Here is a 19,834-nt window from a genome sequence, read left to right as displayed (position 1 = left end):
GCGCCAAGGGCGTCGCGCGCTTGGTCGGTGCGGATCGTTCGGTACAGGTCGCATCGGAAGTTTCCGTGTGCCTGCTTGCCATGCAACCCGGCGCAACGCCGGGTTTTTCACGCTTTCGCGATAGTCACTTTTGCAACCGTCTTTTGCGGCCGGCTGATCGATGCTGCGCTTGCACACGCGGTGCTTGACAGCGCCCCGGCGCATGATGTCCTCTTGCGTCCATGCCTCTGGTCCACGCCCTCGTCGCTCCCTCGCTTCCGCGTTCGCTTCTGCGTGCGGCTGCGGGCGCTGCGGGCATTACCACCGGTATTACCACCCTCACCATTCGCCCGGTGCGGCCCGTCGTCTTCGTCTGATCGTCGAACACCACGGCCCCGCACCCGGATCAGGATGCGGGGGACACCCTCGGCCTGATGCGAGCGGGGCCTCCACTCCGAGGTCTCCCATGTCGTCCCCCGCCGTCGCTCCCGCTGTTGCCGTTTCGCCCGATTCCGCCGTCGATCCCGCGCTCGCCGCCGCCACTGTCGTGCACAAGTTCGGCGGCACCTCGGTGGCCGATGCCGAACGCTACCGCCATGTCGCGCAACTGCTGCTGGCGCGCCCGGAGCGGCTCCAGGTCACCGTCGTCTCGGCGATGAAGGGCGTCACCGACGCCTTGATCGGCCTGGCGGAGCTGGCGGCGCGCGGCCACGGCGACTGGCGCGAGCGGTGGCACGAGACCCGCGCCCGCCATCGCGCCGCCGCCGTGGCGCTGCTCGGCGAGCACGCCGGTGCCACGGTGGAATGGCTGGACGCGCGCTTCGAGCACCTGGCCGAGATCCTCGCCGCACTGGCGGTGATCGGCGAGCTGCCGCGGGAAGTGCTGGACCGCGTGCAGGGCCTGGGCGAGGTGTATTCGGCGCAACTGCTGGGCGACCACCTGCGGGCGCTGGGCGAGGACTGCGCGGTGCTGGATGCGCGCGAGGTGCTGGTGGTCGACCGCGGCGAGCTGGGCGTGGATGTGGACTGGGAAGCGAGCGCGCAGCGCCTGGCGCAGTGGCGCGCGCAGCACCCGCAGCAGCGCATCGTGGTCACCGGCTTCGTCGCCCGCGACCGCGCCGGCCGCATCACCACGCTCGGCCGCAACGGCAGCGACTACTCCGGCGCGATCTTCGCCGCGCTGTTCGAGGCGGCCGAACTGCACATCTGGACCGACGTCGACGGCGTGCTCTCGGCCGATCCGCGGGTGGTGCCCGAAGCGGTACAACTGGAGACGCTCAGCTACGACGAAGCCTGCGAACTGGCGTACTTCGGCGCCAAGGTGGTGCACCCGCAGACCATGTCGCCGGCGATCGAGCGCGGCCTGCCGATCATCATCCGCAACACCTTCCAGCCCGAGCACCCGGGCACCCGCATCACCGCCAGCAGCGCCACCAGCGGCCCGATCAAGGGCCTGACCCTGAGCCCGGACCTGGCCGTGCTGAATCTGGAAGGCACCGGCCTGATCGGCGTGCCCGGCACCGCCGAGCGCGTGTTCGCCGCGCTGCGCAACGCGCGGGTGTCGGTGGTGATGATCTCGCAGGGTTCCTCCGAACATTCCATCTGCTGCGTGGTGCGGCAGAACGAGGCCGAGCGCGCGCGCGATGCGGTGCTCTCGGCCTTTGCCCACGAACTTGTGGTGGGCCAGGTACAGCGCGTGCAACTGACCACCGGCATCAGCGTGCTGGCCGCGGTCGGCGACGGCATGGCCGGCCAGCCCGGCGTGGCCGCGCGCCTGTTCGAGTCGCTGGGTCGCGCCCAGGTCAACATCCTGGCGATCGCGCAGGGCTCGTCCGAGCGCAATATCTCGGTGGCCATCGACAGCGCCCATGCGACCAAGGCGCTGCGCGCCGCGCATGCCGGCTTCTGGCTGTCGCCGCAGACCTTCTCGGTCGGCGTGATCGGGCCGGGCAATGTCGGTGCTGCGCTGCTGGACCAGTTGCGCGCGGCGCAGCCGCAACTGCTGGCCAAGGCCAACCTCGACCTGCGCCTGCGCGCCGTCGCCTCGCGCAGCACGATGCGCCTGGAGCCGCGTGCCTTCGCCGGCGACTGGCGGCAGGCGCTGGCGGCCGGCCAGCAGCCGACCGATCTGGACGCGTTTACCGCGCACCTGCTGTCGGCGCACCTGCCGCATGCGGTGATCATCGACTGCAGCGGCAGCGCCGACGTCGCCGACCGTTACGCCGGCTGGCTGGCCGCCGGCATCCATGTGGTGACCCCGAACAAACAGGCCGGCGCTGGGCCGCTGCCGCGCTTCCACGCCATCCGCGCCGCGGCCGCGGCCAGCGGCGCGCGTTTCCGCTACGAGGCCACGGTCGGCGCCGGCCTGCCGGTGATCACCACCTTGCGCGATCTGGTCGATACCGGCGACGCCGTCACCGCGATCGAAGGCATCTTCTCCGGCACCCTGGCCTGGCTGTTCAACAAGTACGACGGCAGCGTGCCGTTCGCGCAGCTGGTGGCCGAGGCGCGCGGCATGGGTTACACCGAGCCGGACCCGCGCGACGACCTGTCCGGCACCGACGTGGCGCGCAAACTCGTCATCCTGGCGCGCGAGGCCGGGCACGAACTGAGCCTGGAGGACGTGGCGGTGGAAAGCCTGGTGCCGGAGGCGCTGCGGCAGGCCAGCGTGGACGACTTCATGGCGCGCCTGCACGAAGTCGATGCCGTCTTCGCGCAGCGCCTGCAGGCGGCCAAGGCGCGCGGCTGCGTGCTGCGCTATGTGGCGCGGCTGGCGCCGGGCCATGCGCCCAGCGTGGGCCTGGTGGAACTGCCGGCCGACCATGCCTTCGCCAACCTGCGTCTGACCGACAACGTGGTGCAGTTCACCACCCGCCGCTACTGCGCCAATCCGCTGGTGGTGCAGGGCCCGGGCGCCGGCCCGGAGGTGACCGCCGCCGGCGTGTTCGCCGACCTGCTGCGGGTGGCGGCGGGCGAGGGCGCGCGCCTGTGAGCCGGATGCAGACGCTCGCGGCCGGTGTCGTCGGCACCGCTGCGCTGCCGACGCAGGCCCGCGCGTTCGCGCCGGCCTCGGTGGCCAATGTGGCGGTGGGCTTCGACCTGCTCGGCTATGCGGTGGAGGGCGTCGGCGACACGGTGACGGTGCGCCGCATCGATGCTCCGGAGGTGCGCATCGCGGCGATCCGCGGCACCACCGTGGCCCTGCCGCTGGAGGCCGCGCGCAATACCGCCGGTGCCGCGCTGATGTCGTTGCGCGAGGCGTTGGCGCTGCCGTTCGGCTTCGAACTGGAGATCGACAAGGGCATCCCGCTCAGCTCCGGCATGGGCGGCTCGGCCGCCTCGTGCGTGGCGGCGCTGGTGGCGGCCAATGCCTTGCTGCCCGAGCCGCTATCGCGCGACGCACTGTATCGCTACGCGCTGGACGGCGAGGCAGTGGCCAGCGGCAGCCGCCACGGCGACAACCTCGGGCCGATGCTGCTGGGCGGGCTGGTGTTGTCGACCCTGGAGCGGCTGGTGCCGGTACCGGTGCCGGGCGGTTGGCACAGCCTGCTGGTGCATCCGGACGCCACGCTGGAGACGCGCCATGCGCGCGCGGCGCTGGCCGGGGATTACCGGCTCGGCGAGTTCGTGGCGCAGAGCGCGAACCTGGCGTTGGTGTTGGCGGGCTGCCATGCCGGCGACGAGGCGCTGGTACGCGCCGGCCTGCGCGACGTGCTGATCGAGCCACGCCGCGCGCCGCTGATCGTCGGTTTCGACGCGGCCAAGGCGGCGGCGTTGGCGGCGGGGGCGATGGGCGCGGGCATTTCCGGCGCAGGCCCCAGCGTCTTCGCCTGGTTCGCCAGCCGCGCCGAGGCGGAGGCGGCGGCACCGGCGGTGCAGTCGGCTTTCGCGGATGCGGGCTTCGGCAGCCAGCATTGGGTCTCGCCGCTGCAGTGTGCGGGCGCGACGTTGCTGTAGCCACTTATTGGAGCGGTGCGTCGTCCGCGCCGCTGTTGCTGTCGCTAGTGTCGTTGCTGTTGCCGATTTTGAATTTGCTGTTGCTGTTGCTCTGGTTTTTGCTTTGCTGTTGCTGTTGCTGTTGCCGTGCCGGGTTCCCTTCCGAAGCGGCGGCCATCGCGGGGAAACACCCGAAGGGCGGCGTACATGGATGTACGCCGTCCGCGGCAGGGGCAGGATGCCCCTTCCGCGGATCCCCGCGATGGACGCGGACCCGGAGCGCGCAGCGCGGAGGGCGCGAGGCAGGGCGCGCTTGACCAGCCTTCGGCTGTGGTAAAGCGCTTCTTTTGGTTGCCTTTTCTTTGCGCGAGCAAAGAAAAGTAACTCGCCCGCAAGGGCGAAAGCCTTTGCTGTTGCTTGAAGTTTACGTGTCAGGTGAGAAGGTCTGTAGGAGCGGCTTTAGCCGCGACCAACGTAGTCGGTGATGTTTGTAGCGGCTAAAGCCGCTCCTACGATTCAGCGGCCGCTACAGTGGCAGCAAGTTCAAGAGCAAAGCTTTCGCCTGGCGGCGAGTCACTTTTCTTTGCTTGTGCAAAGAAAAGTAACCAAAAGAAAGCACACCCCGCAGCGCGCCCTCCGCGCTACGCGCTCCGGGTCCGCAGCCACGGCAGGCATTTTTCGACGGCACATCCATGTGCCGGCGAAAAACGACGCGCATCCTGCGCGTCGCCCTTCGGGTATTCGCCCGCCGCGGCTGCCGCGCCGAGGGGACCCCGGGTGAAGCAAAACAGCAACAGCCAAAGCAACTGCAACAGCAACAGCAATAGCAATAGCAATAGCAATAGCAATAGCTAAGAACGGCAGTGCGATCGAATTCTCCCTGTTAATGGAACCACCATGAACTTCATCTCCACCCGTAATGCCGCACCCGCCGTCTCGCTCAGCCAGGCCATCGCCGCCGGCCTCGCCCCCGATGGCGGCCTGTACGTGCCCGAGCGCATGCCCGCCGCCCGCGACCTGCGCGCCGGCGCCAGCCTCGCCGAGACTGCTGCGGAACTGCTGGCACCATTCTTCGAGGGCGACGCCCTGGCCGCTGAATTGCCGGCGATCTGCACCGAAGCCTTCGACTTCCCTGCGCCCCTGCAGCCGCTGGCCACCCCCGGCGACCACGCGCTGGAGCTGTTCCATGGTCCGACCGCCGCGTTCAAGGACTTCGGCGCCCGCTTCCTGGCGGCCTGCCTGACCCGCGTGCGGCGCGGTGCGGCGACGCCGCTGACCATCCTGGTCGCCACCTCGGGCGACACCGGTGCCGCGGTCGCGGCCGCGTTCCATCGCCAGCCCGGGCTGCGCGTGGTGGTGCTGTATCCGGACGGGCGCGTGTCGCCGCGGCAGGCGCACCAACTCGGCTGCTTTGGCGACAACATCCACGCCCTGCGCGTAGCCGGCTCCTTCGACGACTGCCAGGCGCTGGTCAAGCAAGCCCTGAACGATGCCGAGCTGCAGGCGCAGGCGCCGTTGAGTTCGGCCAACAGCATCAGCCTGGGGCGCTTGTTGCCGCAGATGAGCTACTACGCGCACGCAGCGCTGCAGCACCACGCCGCGCACGCGCAGCCGCTGAACCTGGTGGTGCCCACCGGCAACCTGGGCAATGCGCTGGCCGCGATCCTGGCGCGGGCGCTGGGCGTGCCGCTGGGCCGGATCGTGCTGGCGACCAATGCCAATCGCGTGCTGCCGGACTTCTTCGCCGGCGCCGACTACACGCCGCAGCCCAGCGTGGCGACCCTGGCCAATGCGATGGACGTCGGCGCGCCGAGCAATGTCGAGCGCCTGCGCTGGCTCTACCAGGGCGACGACGCTACGCTGCGCACGCAGTTCCAGGCCTACTCGGTGGACGATGCGCAGATCCGCCAGACCATCGGCGAGCGCTTCCGCCGCTACGGCGAGGTGCATTGCCCGCACACCGCCACTGCGCTGCACGTGCTGCAGCAACTGCGCGCCGAGGGGGCCGAGGCCGACGCCGGCGACTGGGCAGTGGCGGCCACTGCGCATCCGGCCAAGTTCGAAGGGGTGGTGGAGCCGCTGATCGGGCAGCCGGTGCAGGTGCCGCCGGCCCTGGCGGCGTTGCTGCAGCGGCCGGCGCAGGCCGAGCCGATCGCGCCGGACTACGCGGCCTTGCGCGCGCGGCTGCTCGCCGGTTGAGCGGTGCGCGGGCCGCGGTGCCTGCGCATCACCTGGCGGCTCAGTCGGACGGCTGCAGCCGCTGCCAGGCGGCCAGGACGATGCCGCGCACCTGCAGCCAGTCCAGGCGCGAGCGCGGGTGGTCGCGCAGGAACACGTCGCGCAGTTGCGCGACCACGTCCTCCACGCGTTGGCCGTGGTACTTGAGGTAGGCGTCGTAGGCCAGCTTCAGCGCCGGCTCGTAGTCGTGGAACGTGTAACCGGGCTGATGGAAGGGGCTGTGTACGAACTGCGCCTTCCAGAACTCAAGTTCGCGCTCGCGGTCCAGCATCACGCAGGCGCGCGAGGCGTGTTGCATCTCGATGGCGACGGCCATAGTGGCCCTCCGAGTGGTCCCCCCCACCGGCACCGCGGCGGCGCCGCAGGTGTATTGCGCACGCAGTCTAAGCCGGCAGGACGCCGCTGCCGCGAGGGCCGGCTGAAGCGTTCAGAGCGGGCGCGGCGGCAGCGTTGCACGCGCTGGCAGGCAGGCGACCCGTCGGCCGCCAGCGGAGGTTGCACGGTTGTCCACACGCGATGTGGAGCGTTGCCCTGGAATCCTGTGGATAACTGGCCGGGCGCCGCACGGCGTCAGTGCCTGCAGCGGCGTGGCGAAAAAATCGCCACCTCAGTCCGCTCAGTCTTCGTCCGACGCCAGCCGGTGCAGCGCGGCGAAGTCGCGGATCTCGACCACATGCAGTTGCGGCAAGGCGATCAGGCCCTGCTGGCGCAGCTTGGTGAAGGTGCGGCTGACCGTCTCCATGGTCAGGCCGAGATGGTCGGCGATGTCGCCGCGGCCCATCGGCAGCACCACCTTGTTGCCGGCATCGCCCTGGCGCGCCGCGCGGGCAGCCAGCTTGAGCAGGAAATCGGCCAGCTTCTCGGCCGGCTGCAGCCGCGCCAGCGCCAGCGCCGCGTCCTGCGCCGCGTCCAGTTCCAGGCAGGCGCGCTGGAGCAGCTTGCGCTCCAGGTGCGGAAACTGGCTGCGCAACTGCTGCATCTGCGCCACCGGCACCCGGCACACCCGGCTGTCGGCGATGGCTTCGATGTCGTGGCGGTGCCGGGCCGATTCGCTCAGGCCCACGTAGTCGCCGGGCAGCACGAAGCCGGCCACCTGGCGGCGGCCGTCGGCGAGGGTACGGACCAGGCGCAGTGCGCCGGCTGTCACCGTATAGACCGCCTGCCGCGCCTCGCCGGTGCGCGCCAGGGTGGCGCCGGCGGAGTAGGTCAGCGAAGTGGTGACCCGTTCCAGCGCCTGCACCTCGTCGCAGGCCAGCGCCGAGCAGATCGCCAGGTGGCGGACCGCGCAATGCAGGCATTCGTTGCCGTGCGGCGCGCGCGGGGCGGCCGGTTCGGCGTAGGGCAGGGCGAATCCGGAAGGGGGCCTGTTCATGGGCGTGGCAGCGGCTTCGGCACCCGCGAATGATACGCCGATGCGGTCGGGCGTGGCCGGTGCGGCTAGAATTGGCATCCCGCTCGCCCCCGAATCGCAGGAGTTCCGCACGTGATCAAGCCCCGTACGCCGCCCGGCATCATGGAATTGCTGCCGCGCGAGCAGATCGCGTTCCAGCGCATGCTGGACGTCATCCGCCGCAATTACGAGCGGTTCGGGTTCCTGCCGGTGGAGACGCCGGTGTTCGAGCTGTCCGATGTGCTGCTGACCAAGTCCGGCGGCGAGACCGAGCGCCAGGTGTACTTCGTGCAGTCCACCGGCGCGCTGGCCAATGCCGCGGCCGAGGGCGCCGAGGGCGGGCTGCCGGAACTGGCGCTGCGCTTCGACCTGACCGTCCCGCTGGCCCGCTATGTGGCTGAGCACGAGCACGAGCTGAGCTTCCCGTTCCGCCGCTACCAGATGCAGCGCGTGTATCGCGGCGAGCGCGCCCAGCGCGGTCGCTTCCGCGAGTTCTACCAGTGCGACATCGACGTGATCGGCAAGGACGCGCTGAGCATCCGCTACGACGCCGAGGTGCTGGCGGTGATCCACGCGGTGTTCGCTGAGCTGGGCATCGGCGATTTCGCTGTGCAGTTGAACAACCGCAAGCTGATGCGCGGCTTCTTCGAAAGCCTGGGCGTGGCCGAGGGCGAGCGCCAGCTCGCGGTGCTGCGCGAGGTCGACAAGCTGGACAAGCGCGGCGCCGACTACGTGCGCGAGACGCTCGCCGGCGAAGGCTTCGGCATTCCCGCCGAGCAGGTGCAGCGCATCCTCGACTTCGTCGCGGTGCGCTCCAGCGGCCATGCCGATGCGCTGGCGCGGCTGCAGGCGCTGGAGGCCGATGCGGCGTCCAGTGCGATCCTGCGTGAGGGCGTGGCCGAACTGCGCGAGGTGCTGGCCCTGGTCAAGGCGCTGGGCGTGCCGGAGAGCGCGTACTGCCTGAACTTCTCCATCGCCCGCGGCCTGGACTACTACACCGGCACCGTCTACGAGACCCTGCTGACCGACTACCCGCAGATCGGCTCGATCTGCTCGGGCGGCCGCTACGAGGACCTGGCCAGCCACTACAGCAAGTCCAAGTTGCCCGGCGTGGGCATCTCCATCGGCCTGACCCGGTTGTTCTGGCAGTTGCGCGAGGCCGGCCTGATCGACGGCATCGCCTCCAGCAGCGTGCAGGCGATGGTGGCGCTGATGGACGAGGCCAAGCTCGACGACGCGCTGGACATCGCGCGGCGCCTGCGCGCCGGCGGCATCAATACCGAAGTGCAGATGGAGCCGAAGAAGATCGGCAAGCAGTTCCAGTACGCGGCCCGCGCCGGCATCCGCTTCGTGGTGCTGGCCGGCGACGACGAACTGGCGCATGGCGTGGTCGCGGTCAAGGACCTGCTGCGCGAGCAGCAGTTCGAGGTCGCCCGCGACGAACTGGCCAGCACGCTGCAGGTGGAACTGGAGCAGGCCAAGGTGATGGCCTGAGTCTGGTGGCGACGGCCGGCGGCGGCCGCCGCGCTCTGCAGGACTCTCGTAGGAGCGGCTTCAGCCGCGCCCAGCATGGCCGGTAAACCCGGCCGTGGTTGATCCCCCGGGCGCGGGCTACAGCAGGCCCGCACCCTGCAGCATCGCCTTCAGCGCACGCCGCTGCGCGGCGTCGTCCGCCGGCCAGCCCTGCAACTGCGCGACGACCTTGCCGTCGCGCACCAGGAAGAACGTCGGCATGCGCCATTCGCGTGGCAGCAGCGGCCATTCCTCCACGTCGTAGAGCGGATGCAGCGGCGTCTGCGGCTGCGCCTGGTTCCAGGCGCGCAGTGCCTCCAGGTCCTCGCTGCCGGGCGGCAGGGTCAGCCACAGCGCATGGCGGCGGAACGCCGGGCCCAGTTCGGGATCGGCGGCGATGGCGCGCGCGGCGTCGGCGGCGAAATGGCAGCCGGCGGTGACCAGGAGTTGGGTCGGCCCCAGATCGATGCGCTCCCGGCGCAGGGTGCGGCCATCGGCGTCCAGCGACCATAGCGTCGGCCCCTGCGCCGCTGTGCCCAGGCGGTCCTCGAAGCGCAGCCAATGCGGCCAGTCGGTGCTGCCGCCATCTGCCAGCAGGCGCCGTGCGTCGTCCACACGATGCGCGAGCAGCAGCGCGTTGCCGGCGTCGTCCACCTGCGCCGCGCTGGCCTGGCCGCGGTGCCGCAACTGCGCCAACACCTGCAGTTGCGTGTCCAGTCCCGCCGGGGTGGGGCGCAGCGCGTAGGTCACGACGACGGCCCGATACAGAAGGTCCAGCGCGCTCGCGTCCGATTGCGCGAGGGCGGCGGGGTCGAATGCTTCGGGCAGGGCGCTGCGCACGGCGGGCCAGGGATCGCGTCCAGTGCGGCGCAGGCCGTCCAGATTCCGGTTGTAGACGTTGTAGCGGCGCTCGAGGTCGCCGATCGGGCTGGCGGGATCGTGGGCGCGCGGCTGCGTCGCCCAGTGCGGCAAGCTCTCGGCGTAGCGCTCGGCGCCGAACAGGGCCAGCAGTGCGCGGCCCTGTTCGCGGGTGAGCTGCGGCAGATCCTGCGTATCGAATCCGCCCAGGCCGTCGCGCCCGAACACCAGGCCGTCGAGAAAGCGCTCGCGGGCGCCGGGCGTGAGGGCGTCCAGGGGCGTGGCCTGGCCGGCGTGGGCGCGCAGGTAGGCCTGGAGCTGGGCGGTGGAGCGGATCGGCAGTCCTGGCGCAGTGGCCGCGGTGTCGCCGCTTGCGGCTCCTTGGACGGGAGGCGGCGGCTGCGCCAGCGCCTGCGTCGCCAGGCACAGGGCAAGAGCGGCAAAACACGCATGGCGCATGCGGCATTCCAGAGGGGGCGGCGGTCATTGCCGATCCTAGCGGCTGCTGGGTGCTCCTTCCATGCGCTGCCGGCGGCGTCTGCGCGCAGCGTGAGGCCGGATCGCGGCAACGCGCACGTCGCCAGAACGCGCAACAGGAGAGTCCGGAGGCTGAATGCCAGGTCGCTGCGACCCGTGCAAGCTTGACCTTGTAATAGCGTGCTATTACATTAGCGCAATGAAACAACGTCCCACCCCTGCAGCAGACCGCGATGGCGACGCCTCGCTCAAGGCGTTGGCGCGTACCCTGGCCCAGCTCGGCAAGCCGCAGGAAGTGGCGGCGTTCCTGCAGGACCTGTGCACGCCGGCCGAGCTGGAGGCGATGGCGGACCGCTGGCGGGTGGTACCGCTGCTGCTCAAGGGCGTGCCGTACCGCGAGATCCACGACCTGACCCAGGTCAGCGTCACCACCATCGGCCGTGTCGCACGGACCCTGGAATACGGCGCTGGCGGCTATGCCGCGGCGCTGCGCCGGCAGACGGCGCGCCCCTCCGATTCCCACTGAGATGTCCTGATGAGTGCTTCCCTGGCAGCACCGGCCCGCGACCGGCTGCGTATCGCGATCCAGAAGAGCGGCCGCCTGGCCGAGCCGGCCCGCGCGGTGCTGGCCGCCTGCGGGCTGAGCTGGCGCGAAAGCCGCGACAAGCTGTTCTGCTACGGCGAATCGTTGCCGGTGGACCTGCTGCTGGTGCGCGATGACGACATTCCCGGGCTGATCGCCGACGGCGTGTGCGACTTCGGCATCGTCGGCCGCAACGAACTCGAGGAGCAGGCCGGCGAGCGCCGCCGCAACGGCTTGCCGGAGGCCTATCGCGCCCTGCGCGGGCTGAACTTCGGCCAGTGCCGGCTGATGCTGGCGGTGCCGGAGAGCTGGGAGTGGAGCGGCCCGCAGCAGGTGCAGGGGCTGCGCATCGCCACCAGCTATCCGGCGGTGCTGGCCGACTGGCTGGACGCGCGCGGCATCGCCGCGCAGGTGGTGGAACTGTCCGGCTCGGTGGAGATCGCGCCGCGCCTGGGTACCGCCGACCTGATCTGCGATCTGGTCTCCAGTGGCGCCACCCTGGCCGCCAACCAGCTCAAGCCGGTGGAGACGCTGCTGGAGAGCGAGGCGGTGCTGGCCGGCCCGGTCCGCGAACCGGCCGACGCCCGCGCGGGCCTGGCGGCGATGCTGCTGCGCCGGCTCGACGGCGTGCTCAAGCTGCGCGACAGCAAGCTGCTGATGTTCCGCGCCGCGCGCGAACGCGTCGCCGACCTGGCGCGGCTGCTGCCCGATGCCGAGCCGCTGGTGCAACTGCCCGGCGACGCCGACGGCCCGCTGCAACTGCAGACCATGTGCCACGGCGCGATCACCTGGCAACGCATGGAGGAACTGGAGCGCGCAGGCGCGCAGGGGTTGATGGTCTTGACGGTGGAGCGGTCGCTGGCATGAATCGATTGGAATGGAGCGCGCTCGACGCGCAGGAGCGCACCCAGGCGCTGACCCGGCCGGTGCAGCGCGTCGCCGACCAGACCCGCAGCGCCGTGGCACAGGTGCTGGACGCGGTGCGCAACCGCGGCGACGTCGCGTTGCGCGAGCTCACCGCGCGCTTCGACGGGGTGGTGCTGGAGACGCTCGAAGTGAGCGCCGAGGAGTTCGCCGCCGCCGAAGCGGCGGTGCCGGCGCCGCTGCGCGGGGCGATGGCCGAGGCGGCGGCGCGGATCGACACCTTCCACCGTGCGGGCATGGCGCAGCCGTATGCGGTCGAGACCGCGCCGGGCGTGGTCTGCGAGCGCGTGGTGCGGCCGATCGGCCGGGTCGGCCTGTATGTGCCGGCCGGCAGCGCGCCGCTGCCGTCGACCGCGCTGATGCTGTGCGTGCCGGCGGCACTGGCCGGCTGCCGCGAGGTGGTGCTGTGCACGCCGCCGCGCGCCGATGGCTCGGCCGATCCGGCGGTGCTGGTCGCGGCGACCCTGTGCGGCGTCGATCGGGTGTTCAAGCTCGGCGGCGCCCAGGCGATCGCGGCGATGGGTTTCGGCACCGAGACCGTACCGTCCTGCGACAAGCTGTTCGGCCCGGGCAACAGCTACGTCACCGAGGCCAAGCAGCAAATCGCGCAGGCCGGCGCGGCGGCGATCGACATGCCGGCCGGTCCGTCCGAAGTGTTGGTGATCGCCGACGCCGGCGCCGATGCCGCCTTCGTTGCCGCCGACCTGCTGTCGCAGGCCGAGCACGGCCCCGACTCGCAGGTGCTGCTGCTGTCCGACAGCGCCGCGTTGATCGAGGCGGTGGAGAACGAACTGGAGCGGCAGCTGGCGACGCTGCCGCGTGCGGCGATCGCCCGGCAGGCGCTGGCCGCGTCGCGGCTGATCCGCGTCGACACGCTGGATGAAGCGTTCGCCATCAGCAACCGCTACGCCCCGGAACACCTGATCCTGGCGCTGCGCGCGCCGCGCGACTGGCTGGACCGCGTCGAGGCCGCCGGCTCGGTGTTCTTGGGCGACTACACCCCCGAGGCGCTGGGCGACTACTGCAGCGGCACCAACCACGTGCTGCCCACCAGCGGCGCGGCGCGCGCCTACAGCGGCGTGAGCGTGGCCAGCTTCCAGAATTTCGTCAGCGTGCAGAGCGCCAGCGCCGCCGGCATCGCCACGATCGGCGGCTGCGCGGTGCTGATGGCGCGTGCCGAGGGCCTGGACGCGCACGCCAATGCGGTGGCGCTGCGCATGGAGAAGGCGGCATGAGCGCGGTCTCCGACGCCGCGCGCGCCGTGCTGGCGCTGGTCCGCCCGGACCTGCGCGACTTCGCCGGCTACTCGTCCGCACGCAGCAGCGCGCTGCAGGGCGACATCTGGCTCAATGCCAACGAGTCGGCCTGGGCCAACGCCGCCGATGGCGACGCTGGCAATCGCCGCTATCCCGACCCGCAGCCGCCGGCGCTGCGCGCCGCCCTGGCGCAGTTGTACGCCTGCGCCCCGGAACAGGTGCTGCTCGGCCGCGGCAGCGACGAGGCCATCGACCTGCTGCTGCGCGCCCTGTGCGAACCGGGCCGTGACGCCATCGTCATCACCCCGCCGGTGTTCGGCATGTACGCGGTCTGCGCGCGGTTGCAGAACGCGCGCGTGGTCGAGGTGCCGCTGCGCGATACCGCCGAAGGCCTGCTGACCGACGTCGACGCGGTGGTGGACGCCGCGCTGAGCCAGATGGCCAAGCTGGTGTTCCTGTGCTCGCCGGGCAACCCTGGCGGCGCGGCGATCGCGCTGGCCGATATCGCCCGCGCCGCCGAGCGCCTGCAGGGCCGTGCGGTGCTGGTGGTGGACGAAGCCTATGGCGAATTCTCCGACGAGGCCTCGGCGACGACCTTGCTCGCGCGTCACGCCAACCTGGCAGTGCTGCGCACGCTGTCCAAGGCCCACGCGCTGGCGGCAGCGCGGATCGGTTGCGTGATCGCCGATCCAGCGCTGATCGCGGTGCTGCGGCGCTGCCAGGCGCCGTATCCGATTCCGTCGCCGTGCACGCAACTGGGGCTGGCCGCGCTGCAGCCCGAACCGCTGCGGCAGACCGCGGCGCGGGTGCAGGAGGTGCGTGCCGAGCGCACGCGCATGCAGGCGGCGCTGGCGGCGCTGCCCGGCGTGCGTCAGGTGTATCCGTCGCAGGGCAATTTCCTGCTGCTGCGCTTCGACGACGCCGAGGGTGCGTTCCAGGCGCTGCTGGCGGCCGGGGTGGTGGTGCGCGACCAGCGCGCCGCGCCCGGCCTGGGCGACGCATTGCGCATCACGCTGGGGACGCCGGCGCAGAACCAGCGCGTGCTCGGCGCGCTGCAGGCGTGGAGGGCCGCGGCATGACCCCGATCCTGTTCGTGGACCGCGACGGCACCCTGATCGAGGAGCCGGCCGATTTCCAGATCGACGCCTACGAGAAGCTGCGCTTCGTGCAGGGCGTGATCCCGGCGATGCTCAAGCTGCGCGACGCCGGCTACCAGTTCGTCATCGTCACCAACCAGGACGGCCTGGGCAGCGAGGCGTATCCGCAGGCCGCTTTCGACGGCCCCAACGACCTGATGCTGCAGATCTTTGCCAGCCAGGGCATCGTGTTCCGCGAGGTACTGGTCGACCGCAGCTGGCCGGCCGACAATGCGCCCACGCGCAAGCCCGGCATCGGCCTGATGCTGCCGTACCTGCAGGACCGCAGCATCGACTGGGCACGCTCGGCGATGGTCGGCGACCGCGTCACCGACATCCAGTTCGCCGAGAACCTGCGCATCCGCGGCTTCCAGTTGCGCACCGCGCAGTTCGGCGGCGAGTGGGACTGGGCCGGCATCGCCCACGAGCTGGCCGATGCGCCGCGGCGTGCGCGGGTGCAGCGCGATACCAAGGAAACCCGCATCGTGGTGGAACTCGATCTGGACCAGGTGCGCGACCCGCACTGCGCCACCGGCCTGCCGTTCTTCGATCACATGCTCGAGCAGATCGGCAAGCACGGCGGCTTCTCCCTGGACGTGCGTGCCGAAGGCGACCTGCACATCGACGAACACCACACCATCGAGGACACCGGCCTGGCGCTGGGCCAGGCGCTGCGCCAGGCCTTGGGCGACAAGCGCGGCATCGGTCGCTACGGCTTCACCCTGCCGATGGACGAGACCCTGGCCAGCGCCGCGCTGGATTTCAGCGGGCGTCCGTACTTCGTGTTCGAAGGCGAGTTCAAGCGCGAGCGGGTCGGCGACATGCCCACCGAACTGGTGCCGCACTTCTTCCGCTCGCTGTGCGACGCGGCCGGGCTGAACCTGCACCTGAGCGTGCGCGGCGACAACGACCACCATAAGGTCGAGGCCTGCTTCAAGGCGCTGGCGCGCGCCTTGCGCCAGGCGCTGAAGCGCGAGGGTGCGGCGCTGCCCTCGACCAAGGGGGTATTGTGATGCGCGCGGGTTTCGCCGGGTGCGTACGATGAGCGATGTCGCCCTGATCGATGCCGGCGGCGCCAACCTCGGTTCGGTGCGTTACGCGCTCGAACGCCTCGGCGTGGAAGCCCGGCTGGTGCGCGACGCCGCCGGACTGCGAGGCGCGGAGCGGGTGATATTGCCGGGTGTCGGCGCCGCGCCGCACGCGATGGCGCGGCTGCGCGAGCAAGGTCTGATCGAGCCATTGCGCGCGCTGCAGGTGCCGCTGATCGGCATCTGCCTTGGCATGCAGTTGCTGTTCGAGCGCTCGGAGGAGGGCGATGTCGATTGCCTGGGCCTGCTGACCGGCGTGGTCCGGCGCATGCCGCCGGCGCTGGGCATCCGCGTGCCGCACATGGGCTGGAACCGGCTGTTGCCGCTGCGGCCGTCGTCGCTGCTGGCGGGCGTGCCGGACGGTGCCAGTGCCTACTTCGTGCACGGCTATGCCGCACCGGTCACAGGCGACACTGTTGCCGCCTGCGATCATGGCGGCCTGTTCACCGCGGTGGTGCAGCATGGTCGCCGCTGCGGCGCGCAATTCCATCCCGAGCGCTCGGCCGACACCGGCGCGCGCATCCTGCGCAACTTTCTCGAGACCGATTTCCCATGAGCTTCGTCGTCTATCCCGCCCTCGACATCCGCGACGGCCGCGTGGTGCGGTTGGCGCAGGGCGACTACGCCCGCGAGACCCACTACGGCGACGATCCCCTGCGCCGCGCGCAGGCCTTCGCCGAGGCCGGCGCACAGTGGATGCACCTGGTCGACCTGGATGCGGCGCGCGCCGGCGGCTACACCCTGGCGCCGCTGCTGCAGCGGATCCGCAGCGAGACCGGGCTGCAGGTGCAGACCGGCGGCGGCGTGCGCTCGCGTGCCGACGTGCAGCGCCTGCTCGAGGCCGGCGCCAGCCGCGTGGTGATCGGCTCGCTGGCGGTGCGCGATCGCGAATCGGTGCTGGAATGGCTGGCCGAGTTCGGTCCCGAGCGCATCACCGTGGCGCTGGACAGCCGCCAGGACGCGCACGGCGTCTGGCGCCTACCGGTGCACGGCTGGACCGAGACCTCGTCGCTGAGCCTGGATACGCTGGCCGGCGAATACGCCGCGGCCGGGCTGGTGCATCTGCTGTGCACCGACATCGCCCGCGACGGCATGCTGTCCGGGCCGAACCTGGCCTTGTACGCGCACCTGCGGCAACTCGCGCCGACGCTGGCGGTACAGGCCTCCGGCGGCATCCGCGACGCCGCCGACGTGCGCGGCGCGCGCGAGGCCGGCTGTGCCGGCGCGGTGCTCGGCAAGGCCTTGCTGGAAGGGCGGCTGGGTCTGGACGAGGCGCTGGCATGCTGAGCCGGCGCATCATCCCGTGCCTGGACGTGCGCGAAGGGCGCGTGGTCAAGGGCGTCAAGTTCCGCGACCACGTGGACATGGGCGACATCGCCGAACTGGCGTTGCGCTACCGCGACCAGGGCGCCGACGAACTGGTGTTCTACGACATCGGCGCCAGCCCGGAAGGGCGTTCGGTGGACTACGCCTGGGTCGAGAAGGTGGCGCGGTTGCTGGACATCCCGTTCTGCGTGGCCGGCGGCATCCGCGACGTCGCCACTGCGCGTGCGGTGCTGCACGCCGGCGCCGACAAGATCTCGATCAATTCGCCGGCGCTGGAGCGGCCGGCGCTGATCGCCGAGCTGGCCGAGGCCTTTGGCGTGCAGTGCGTGGTGGTCGGCATCGATTCGATCCGCGAGGGCGACGGCCAGTGGCGCGTGCGCCGCTTCACCGGCGATCCCGGCAAGACCCAGGCGCTGCGCGTGCGCACCCTGGACTGGGTGGTGGAGGCGCAGCGCCTGGGCGCCGGCGAGATCGTGCTCAACTGCATGGACAACGACGGCGTGCGCCGCGGCTACGACATCGCGCAACTGCACGAGGTGCGCGCCCTGTGCAAGGTGCCGCTGGTGGCCTCCGGCGGCGCGGGCGAGATGCAGCACTTCGCTGACGTGTTCGAGCGTGCCGACGTCGACGGCGCGCTGGCCGCCAGCGTCTTCCACAGCGGCGCGATCCCCATTCCCGAACTCAAGCGCTTCCTGCGCCAACGACAGATCGAGGTGCGCGATGGCGCATGAAAATTCCCACGATGCGGACGCCGCCGACGCGGCGCTGGACTGGGCCAAGGGCGACGGCCTGCTGCCGGTGGTGGTGCAGGATGCCGCCACGCTGCGCGTGCTGATGCTGGGCTATATGAACCAGCAGGCGCTGGCGGCCACGCGCCGCAGCGGCCAGGTCACCTTCTACAGCCGCAGCAAGCAGCGGTTGTGGATCAAGGGAGAAAGCTCCGGCAACGTGCTGGACGTAGTGGCGATCGACACCGATTGCGATCGCGACACCTTGCTGGTGCTGGCGCATCCGCGCGGGCCGACCTGCCACCTCGGCCGCGACAGCTGCTTCCCGCAGGCGCCGGGCCAGTTCCTGGGCGCGCTCGACCGCCTGGTCGCGCAGCGCGAACGCGAGCGGCCGGCCGGCAGCTACACCACGCAGCTGTTCGAGAAAGGCACGCGGCGCATCGCGCAGAAGGTGGGCGAGGAGGGCGTGGAGACCGCGCTGGCCGGCGTCGCCCAGGGCGACGACGAACTGCTCGGCGAATCCGCCGATCTGCTCTACCACCTGACCGTGCTGCTGCGCGCGCGCGGCCTGGGCTTGGCCGATGCGGTGGCGGTGCTCGAAGCGCGGCACCGGTAGTCCAGGTGACGCCGCGTCAGGCGTCGCCCATCTTGTCTACATCGCAGCCGCCCTGCCGGTCTGATGTCGCTTGACAGCCCGCATGCCATTGATGAGCATTCGGACACGTGCGAATGCGCTGCCAAGATGGCAGCACCAACGCGGATGTTCAGGCCGCGAACTGCGTTCGCGGCGATCAACTGGCGTGCAATGGAGATGCAATGGGAAGTCGGCTGGATGCATCACGCCTCGCTGCGGGTAGTGCGCTCCCTGTGCGGTCCGCCGGTGTCGGCCCATGAGCCCCGGCGCCCGGGATCTCGGGGGCGCCCTGCAACTGGCGCGCGTCATCAGGCGACTCAAGGCGCAGGTGCAGCCCGGCGAGTTGGGCGCGGAGACGGTCGAACACCTTGTGCGCCGCTACGCGCGCGTGCGCCCGCCGGCGTTGACGCTGGACATGCAGAGCCACTACGACCCAAACTGGCCGCGCGCATTCGAAGAGGAAAAGGATCGGCTGCTGGACGCGTTCGCCGGAGAGGATGTGCTGGGTGTCGAGCATATCGGCAGTACGGCGATCCCGGACCTGCCGAGCAAGAACATCCTGGACATCGCGATGGCACGCGGTGCATCGCTGTCGGCCGAACGGCAGTCCGGCATATTGTCGGAACTCGGCTATCAGGCACATGGCGAAAGCCCGATCGATGCAGGATTCTCCTGGCATTGGCGCATCGGGCAGGCCGGCGATCGCGCGTTCGTGGTCCATACCTGTGCCGCCGACAATCCCCGATTCACCGACATCCGCAATTTCCGCGATTTCCTGCGTGCGTTTCCAAAAGAACGGCAGCGCTATCTGGAGCTCAAGCAGGCGTTGGCGGCGGTGCCCGGCCAGACATGGCTGGACTACAGCGTGTTCAAGAAAGTCCTCGTGGTGCGGATCACCGCACGCGCCAATGCGTGGCGCCAGGGGGGCTGACATGCCGGCATCCCTCCTGGAGGAATCCCGGCGTCATCTGCAGATGCGATCCGGTGCGGCATGAAGGCCTCGCACAGCCTGATCGCGCTGCAGGCCCTGTTTCGACGCGAAATCGCGCACATGTTCCGCATGTGGGTGCAGACGCTGGTTCCGCCGCTGACGATGATGGTCCTGTACGTCCTGATCTTCGGCAAGTTGATCGGAATCCGGATCGGAACCGTCGACGGCGTCAGCTACCTGCACTTCATCGCGCCGGGCCTGGTGATGATGTGCATCATCACCAACAGCTACGCAAACGCATCGAACGCGTTCTATTTCATCCGCTTCAATCGCGCGATCGAGGAACTGCTGGTGTCGCCCATGCACGACTGGACCATCCTGCTGGGCTATGTGGCCGCGGCGGTGGTGCGCGGCCTGCTCGTCGGGGGGCTGGTGTTGTTGATCGCATTGCCGATGACCGCACTGCAGGTCGCGCACCCGTTCATCGTCTTTCTTTCGGCGCTTCTGGCGGCCACGATCTTTTCGCTGGTCGGTGTCATCGTCGCGATCTACGCGAAGAACTTCTACGACACGGCGCATGTGTCCACCTATGTGCTGACCCCGCTGTCCTATCTCGGTGGTGTGTTCTACCCGATCGGCCTGCTGGGCGAGCCCTGGCAGAGCATTGCGCGCATCAATCCATTGATGCACATGATCAGCGCGTTCCGCTATGGCGTGCTGGGTGCGGACACCGCAGCGAGCGTCGGCACCTCGCTTGTGGTCATGCTGATGTTCATTATAGGCTTGGGCGCTTTCGCGCTGACGTTGCTCGGCAGAGGTTTCGGCGTCAGATCCTGAG

The 19,834-nt window shown here is 70.3% G+C and carries 19 protein-coding genes; 15 read left to right on the top strand and 4 right to left on the bottom strand.

The window, feature by feature from the left end; all coding sequences use genetic code 11:
- Positions 1–445 precede the first annotated feature (445 nt).
- The gene (thrA, locus tag AC1G9L_RS12285) at positions 446–2,971 is read left to right on the top strand and encodes a bifunctional aspartate kinase/homoserine dehydrogenase I (RefSeq protein WP_481069213.1); all 2,526 of its coding nucleotides are present in this window, start codon (positions 446–448) and stop codon (positions 2,969–2,971) included.
- 5 nt (positions 2,972–2,976) lie between these two features.
- Positions 2,977–3,936 carry a homoserine kinase gene (locus tag AC1G9L_RS12280; RefSeq protein ID WP_481069212.1) on the top strand — a complete coding sequence of 320 codons (960 nt, stop codon included), beginning with the start codon at positions 2,977–2,979 and terminating at the stop codon, positions 3,934–3,936.
- Between the two features lie 4 nt (positions 3,937–3,940).
- On the opposite strand, the gene AC1G9L_RS12275 is transcribed toward AC1G9L_RS12280, so the two are convergent.
- Positions 3,941–4,093 carry a hypothetical protein gene (locus tag AC1G9L_RS12275; protein ID WP_019801060.1) on the bottom strand — a complete coding sequence of 51 codons (153 nt, stop codon included), beginning with the start codon at positions 4,091–4,093 and terminating at the stop codon, positions 3,941–3,943.
- 719 nt (positions 4,094–4,812) lie between these two features.
- Between AC1G9L_RS12275 and thrC the strand changes: the two genes are divergently transcribed.
- The gene (gene thrC / locus AC1G9L_RS12270) at positions 4,813–6,114 is read left to right on the top strand and encodes a threonine synthase (protein ID WP_481069211.1); all 1,302 of its coding nucleotides are present in this window, start codon (positions 4,813–4,815) and stop codon (positions 6,112–6,114) included.
- 40 nt (positions 6,115–6,154) lie between these two features.
- On the opposite strand, the gene AC1G9L_RS12265 is transcribed toward thrC, so the two are convergent.
- Positions 6,155–6,469 (bottom strand): hypothetical protein, encoded by a 315-nt coding sequence (locus AC1G9L_RS12265; RefSeq protein WP_010340756.1) that lies wholly within the window; start codon positions 6,467–6,469, stop codon positions 6,155–6,157.
- A gap of 300 nt (positions 6,470–6,769) precedes the next feature.
- Positions 6,770–7,525 carry a Crp/Fnr family transcriptional regulator gene (locus AC1G9L_RS12260; RefSeq protein ID WP_010340758.1) on the bottom strand — a complete coding sequence of 252 codons (756 nt, stop codon included), beginning with the start codon at positions 7,523–7,525 and terminating at the stop codon, positions 6,770–6,772.
- A 111-nt stretch (positions 7,526–7,636) separates the two neighbouring features.
- Here AC1G9L_RS12260 and hisS point away from each other — a divergent pair, with 111 nt between their 5' ends.
- Complete coding sequence (hisS, locus tag AC1G9L_RS12255; RefSeq protein WP_019801176.1) at positions 7,637–9,037, top strand: histidine--tRNA ligase; 1,401 nt, start codon at positions 7,637–7,639, stop codon at positions 9,035–9,037.
- 117 nt (positions 9,038–9,154) lie between these two features.
- Here hisS and AC1G9L_RS12250 read toward each other — a convergent pair whose 3' ends face one another.
- The gene (locus AC1G9L_RS12250; RefSeq protein ID WP_481069210.1) at positions 9,155–10,372 is read right to left on the bottom strand and encodes a thioredoxin domain-containing protein; all 1,218 of its coding nucleotides are present in this window, start codon (positions 10,370–10,372) and stop codon (positions 9,155–9,157) included.
- A 217-nt stretch (positions 10,373–10,589) separates the two neighbouring features.
- Here AC1G9L_RS12250 and AC1G9L_RS12245 point away from each other — a divergent pair, with 217 nt between their 5' ends.
- From AC1G9L_RS12245 to AC1G9L_RS12195, 11 genes are all read left to right on the top strand, one after another.
- A complete protein-coding gene (locus AC1G9L_RS12245) occupies positions 10,590–10,916 on the top strand; it encodes a YerC/YecD family TrpR-related protein (RefSeq protein WP_481069209.1) in 327 nt (108 codons plus the stop codon).
- Between the two features lie 9 nt (positions 10,917–10,925).
- The gene (gene hisG, locus AC1G9L_RS12240) at positions 10,926–11,840 is read left to right on the top strand and encodes an ATP phosphoribosyltransferase (protein ID WP_152236963.1); all 915 of its coding nucleotides are present in this window, start codon (positions 10,926–10,928) and stop codon (positions 11,838–11,840) included.
- Positions 11,837–13,132 (top strand): histidinol dehydrogenase, encoded by a 1,296-nt coding sequence (gene hisD / locus AC1G9L_RS12235; RefSeq protein WP_481069208.1) that lies wholly within the window; start codon positions 11,837–11,839, stop codon positions 13,130–13,132. The genes hisG and hisD overlap by 4 nt, the downstream gene beginning before the upstream one ends.
- The gene (gene hisC, locus AC1G9L_RS12230; protein WP_481069207.1) at positions 13,129–14,232 is read left to right on the top strand and encodes a histidinol-phosphate transaminase; all 1,104 of its coding nucleotides are present in this window, start codon (positions 13,129–13,131) and stop codon (positions 14,230–14,232) included. Before hisD ends, hisC begins: the two co-directional genes overlap by 4 nt.
- Complete coding sequence (gene hisB / locus AC1G9L_RS12225; protein WP_481069206.1) at positions 14,229–15,302, top strand: bifunctional histidinol-phosphatase/imidazoleglycerol-phosphate dehydratase HisB; 1,074 nt, start codon at positions 14,229–14,231, stop codon at positions 15,300–15,302. The genes hisC and hisB overlap by 4 nt, the downstream gene beginning before the upstream one ends.
- A gap of 28 nt (positions 15,303–15,330) precedes the next feature.
- On the top strand, positions 15,331–15,933 hold the full coding sequence (hisH, locus tag AC1G9L_RS12220) for an imidazole glycerol phosphate synthase subunit HisH (protein WP_019800501.1): 603 nt from the start codon (positions 15,331–15,333) through the stop codon (positions 15,931–15,933).
- Entirely contained in the window at positions 15,930–16,664 is a 735-nt protein-coding gene (gene hisA, locus AC1G9L_RS12215) for a 1-(5-phosphoribosyl)-5-[(5-phosphoribosylamino)methylideneamino]imidazole-4-carboxamide isomerase (RefSeq protein WP_481069205.1), read from the top strand. Before hisH ends, hisA begins: the two co-directional genes overlap by 4 nt.
- Complete coding sequence (gene hisF / locus AC1G9L_RS12210) at positions 16,658–17,434, top strand: imidazole glycerol phosphate synthase subunit HisF (RefSeq protein WP_019800385.1); 777 nt, start codon at positions 16,658–16,660, stop codon at positions 17,432–17,434. The genes hisA and hisF overlap by 7 nt, the downstream gene beginning before the upstream one ends.
- Positions 17,424–18,047: a bifunctional phosphoribosyl-AMP cyclohydrolase/phosphoribosyl-ATP diphosphatase HisIE gene (hisIE, locus tag AC1G9L_RS12205; RefSeq protein ID WP_019800384.1), complete on the top strand. Its 624-nt coding sequence runs from the start codon at positions 17,424–17,426 to the stop codon at positions 18,045–18,047. Before hisF ends, hisIE begins: the two co-directional genes overlap by 11 nt.
- A gap of 274 nt (positions 18,048–18,321) precedes the next feature.
- The gene (locus tag AC1G9L_RS12200) at positions 18,322–18,996 is read left to right on the top strand and encodes a GrpB family protein (RefSeq protein WP_019800383.1); all 675 of its coding nucleotides are present in this window, start codon (positions 18,322–18,324) and stop codon (positions 18,994–18,996) included.
- A 60-nt stretch (positions 18,997–19,056) separates the two neighbouring features.
- Positions 19,057–19,833, top strand: coding sequence for an ABC transporter permease (locus AC1G9L_RS12195; RefSeq protein WP_019800382.1), 777 nt, complete (start codon positions 19,057–19,059; stop codon positions 19,831–19,833).
- The last annotated feature ends 1 nt before the right edge of the window (position 19,834 follow it).

The sequence above is a fragment of the Xanthomonas sp. NCPPB 1132 genome (assembly GCF_056629235.1).
Note: the sequence above shows the minus strand (reverse complement) of the source record. Positions and strands in the feature narration are given on the sequence as shown.

What these genes read in the sequence shown, in the direction of transcription:
- thrA (WP_481069213.1), top strand. Translation starts at nt 446, where the DNA reads ATGTCGTCCCCCGCCGTCGCTCCCGCTGTTGCCGTTTCGCCCGATTCC.
- AC1G9L_RS12280 (WP_481069212.1), top strand. Translation starts at nt 2,977, where the DNA reads ATGCAGACGCTCGCGGCCGGTGTCGTCGGCACCGCTGCGCTGCCGACG.
- AC1G9L_RS12275 (WP_019801060.1), bottom strand. Translation starts at nt 4,093, where the DNA reads ATGGCCGCCGCTTCGGAAGGGAACCCGGCACGGCAACAGCAACAGCAA.
- thrC (WP_481069211.1), top strand. Translation starts at nt 4,813, where the DNA reads ATGAACTTCATCTCCACCCGTAATGCCGCACCCGCCGTCTCGCTCAGC.
- AC1G9L_RS12265 (WP_010340756.1), bottom strand. Translation starts at nt 6,469, where the DNA reads ATGGCCGTCGCCATCGAGATGCAACACGCCTCGCGCGCCTGCGTGATG.
- AC1G9L_RS12260 (WP_010340758.1), bottom strand. Translation starts at nt 7,525, where the DNA reads ATGAACAGGCCCCCTTCCGGATTCGCCCTGCCCTACGCCGAACCGGCC.
- AC1G9L_RS12250 (WP_481069210.1), bottom strand. Translation starts at nt 10,372, where the DNA reads ATGCGCCATGCGTGTTTTGCCGCTCTTGCCCTGTGCCTGGCGACGCAG.
- AC1G9L_RS12245 (WP_481069209.1), top strand. Translation starts at nt 10,590, where the DNA reads ATGAAACAACGTCCCACCCCTGCAGCAGACCGCGATGGCGACGCCTCG.
- hisG (WP_152236963.1), top strand. Translation starts at nt 10,926, where the DNA reads ATGAGTGCTTCCCTGGCAGCACCGGCCCGCGACCGGCTGCGTATCGCG.
- hisD (WP_481069208.1), top strand. Translation starts at nt 11,837, where the DNA reads ATGAATCGATTGGAATGGAGCGCGCTCGACGCGCAGGAGCGCACCCAG.
- hisC (WP_481069207.1), top strand. Translation starts at nt 13,129, where the DNA reads ATGAGCGCGGTCTCCGACGCCGCGCGCGCCGTGCTGGCGCTGGTCCGC.
- hisB (WP_481069206.1), top strand. Translation starts at nt 14,229, where the DNA reads ATGACCCCGATCCTGTTCGTGGACCGCGACGGCACCCTGATCGAGGAG.
- hisH (WP_019800501.1), top strand. Translation starts at nt 15,331, where the DNA reads ATGAGCGATGTCGCCCTGATCGATGCCGGCGGCGCCAACCTCGGTTCG.
- hisA (WP_481069205.1), top strand. Translation starts at nt 15,930, where the DNA reads ATGAGCTTCGTCGTCTATCCCGCCCTCGACATCCGCGACGGCCGCGTG.
- hisF (WP_019800385.1), top strand. Translation starts at nt 16,658, where the DNA reads ATGCTGAGCCGGCGCATCATCCCGTGCCTGGACGTGCGCGAAGGGCGC.
- hisIE (WP_019800384.1), top strand. Translation starts at nt 17,424, where the DNA reads ATGGCGCATGAAAATTCCCACGATGCGGACGCCGCCGACGCGGCGCTG.
- AC1G9L_RS12200 (WP_019800383.1), top strand. Translation starts at nt 18,322, where the DNA reads ATGAGCCCCGGCGCCCGGGATCTCGGGGGCGCCCTGCAACTGGCGCGC.
- AC1G9L_RS12195 (WP_019800382.1), top strand. Translation starts at nt 19,057, where the DNA reads ATGAAGGCCTCGCACAGCCTGATCGCGCTGCAGGCCCTGTTTCGACGC.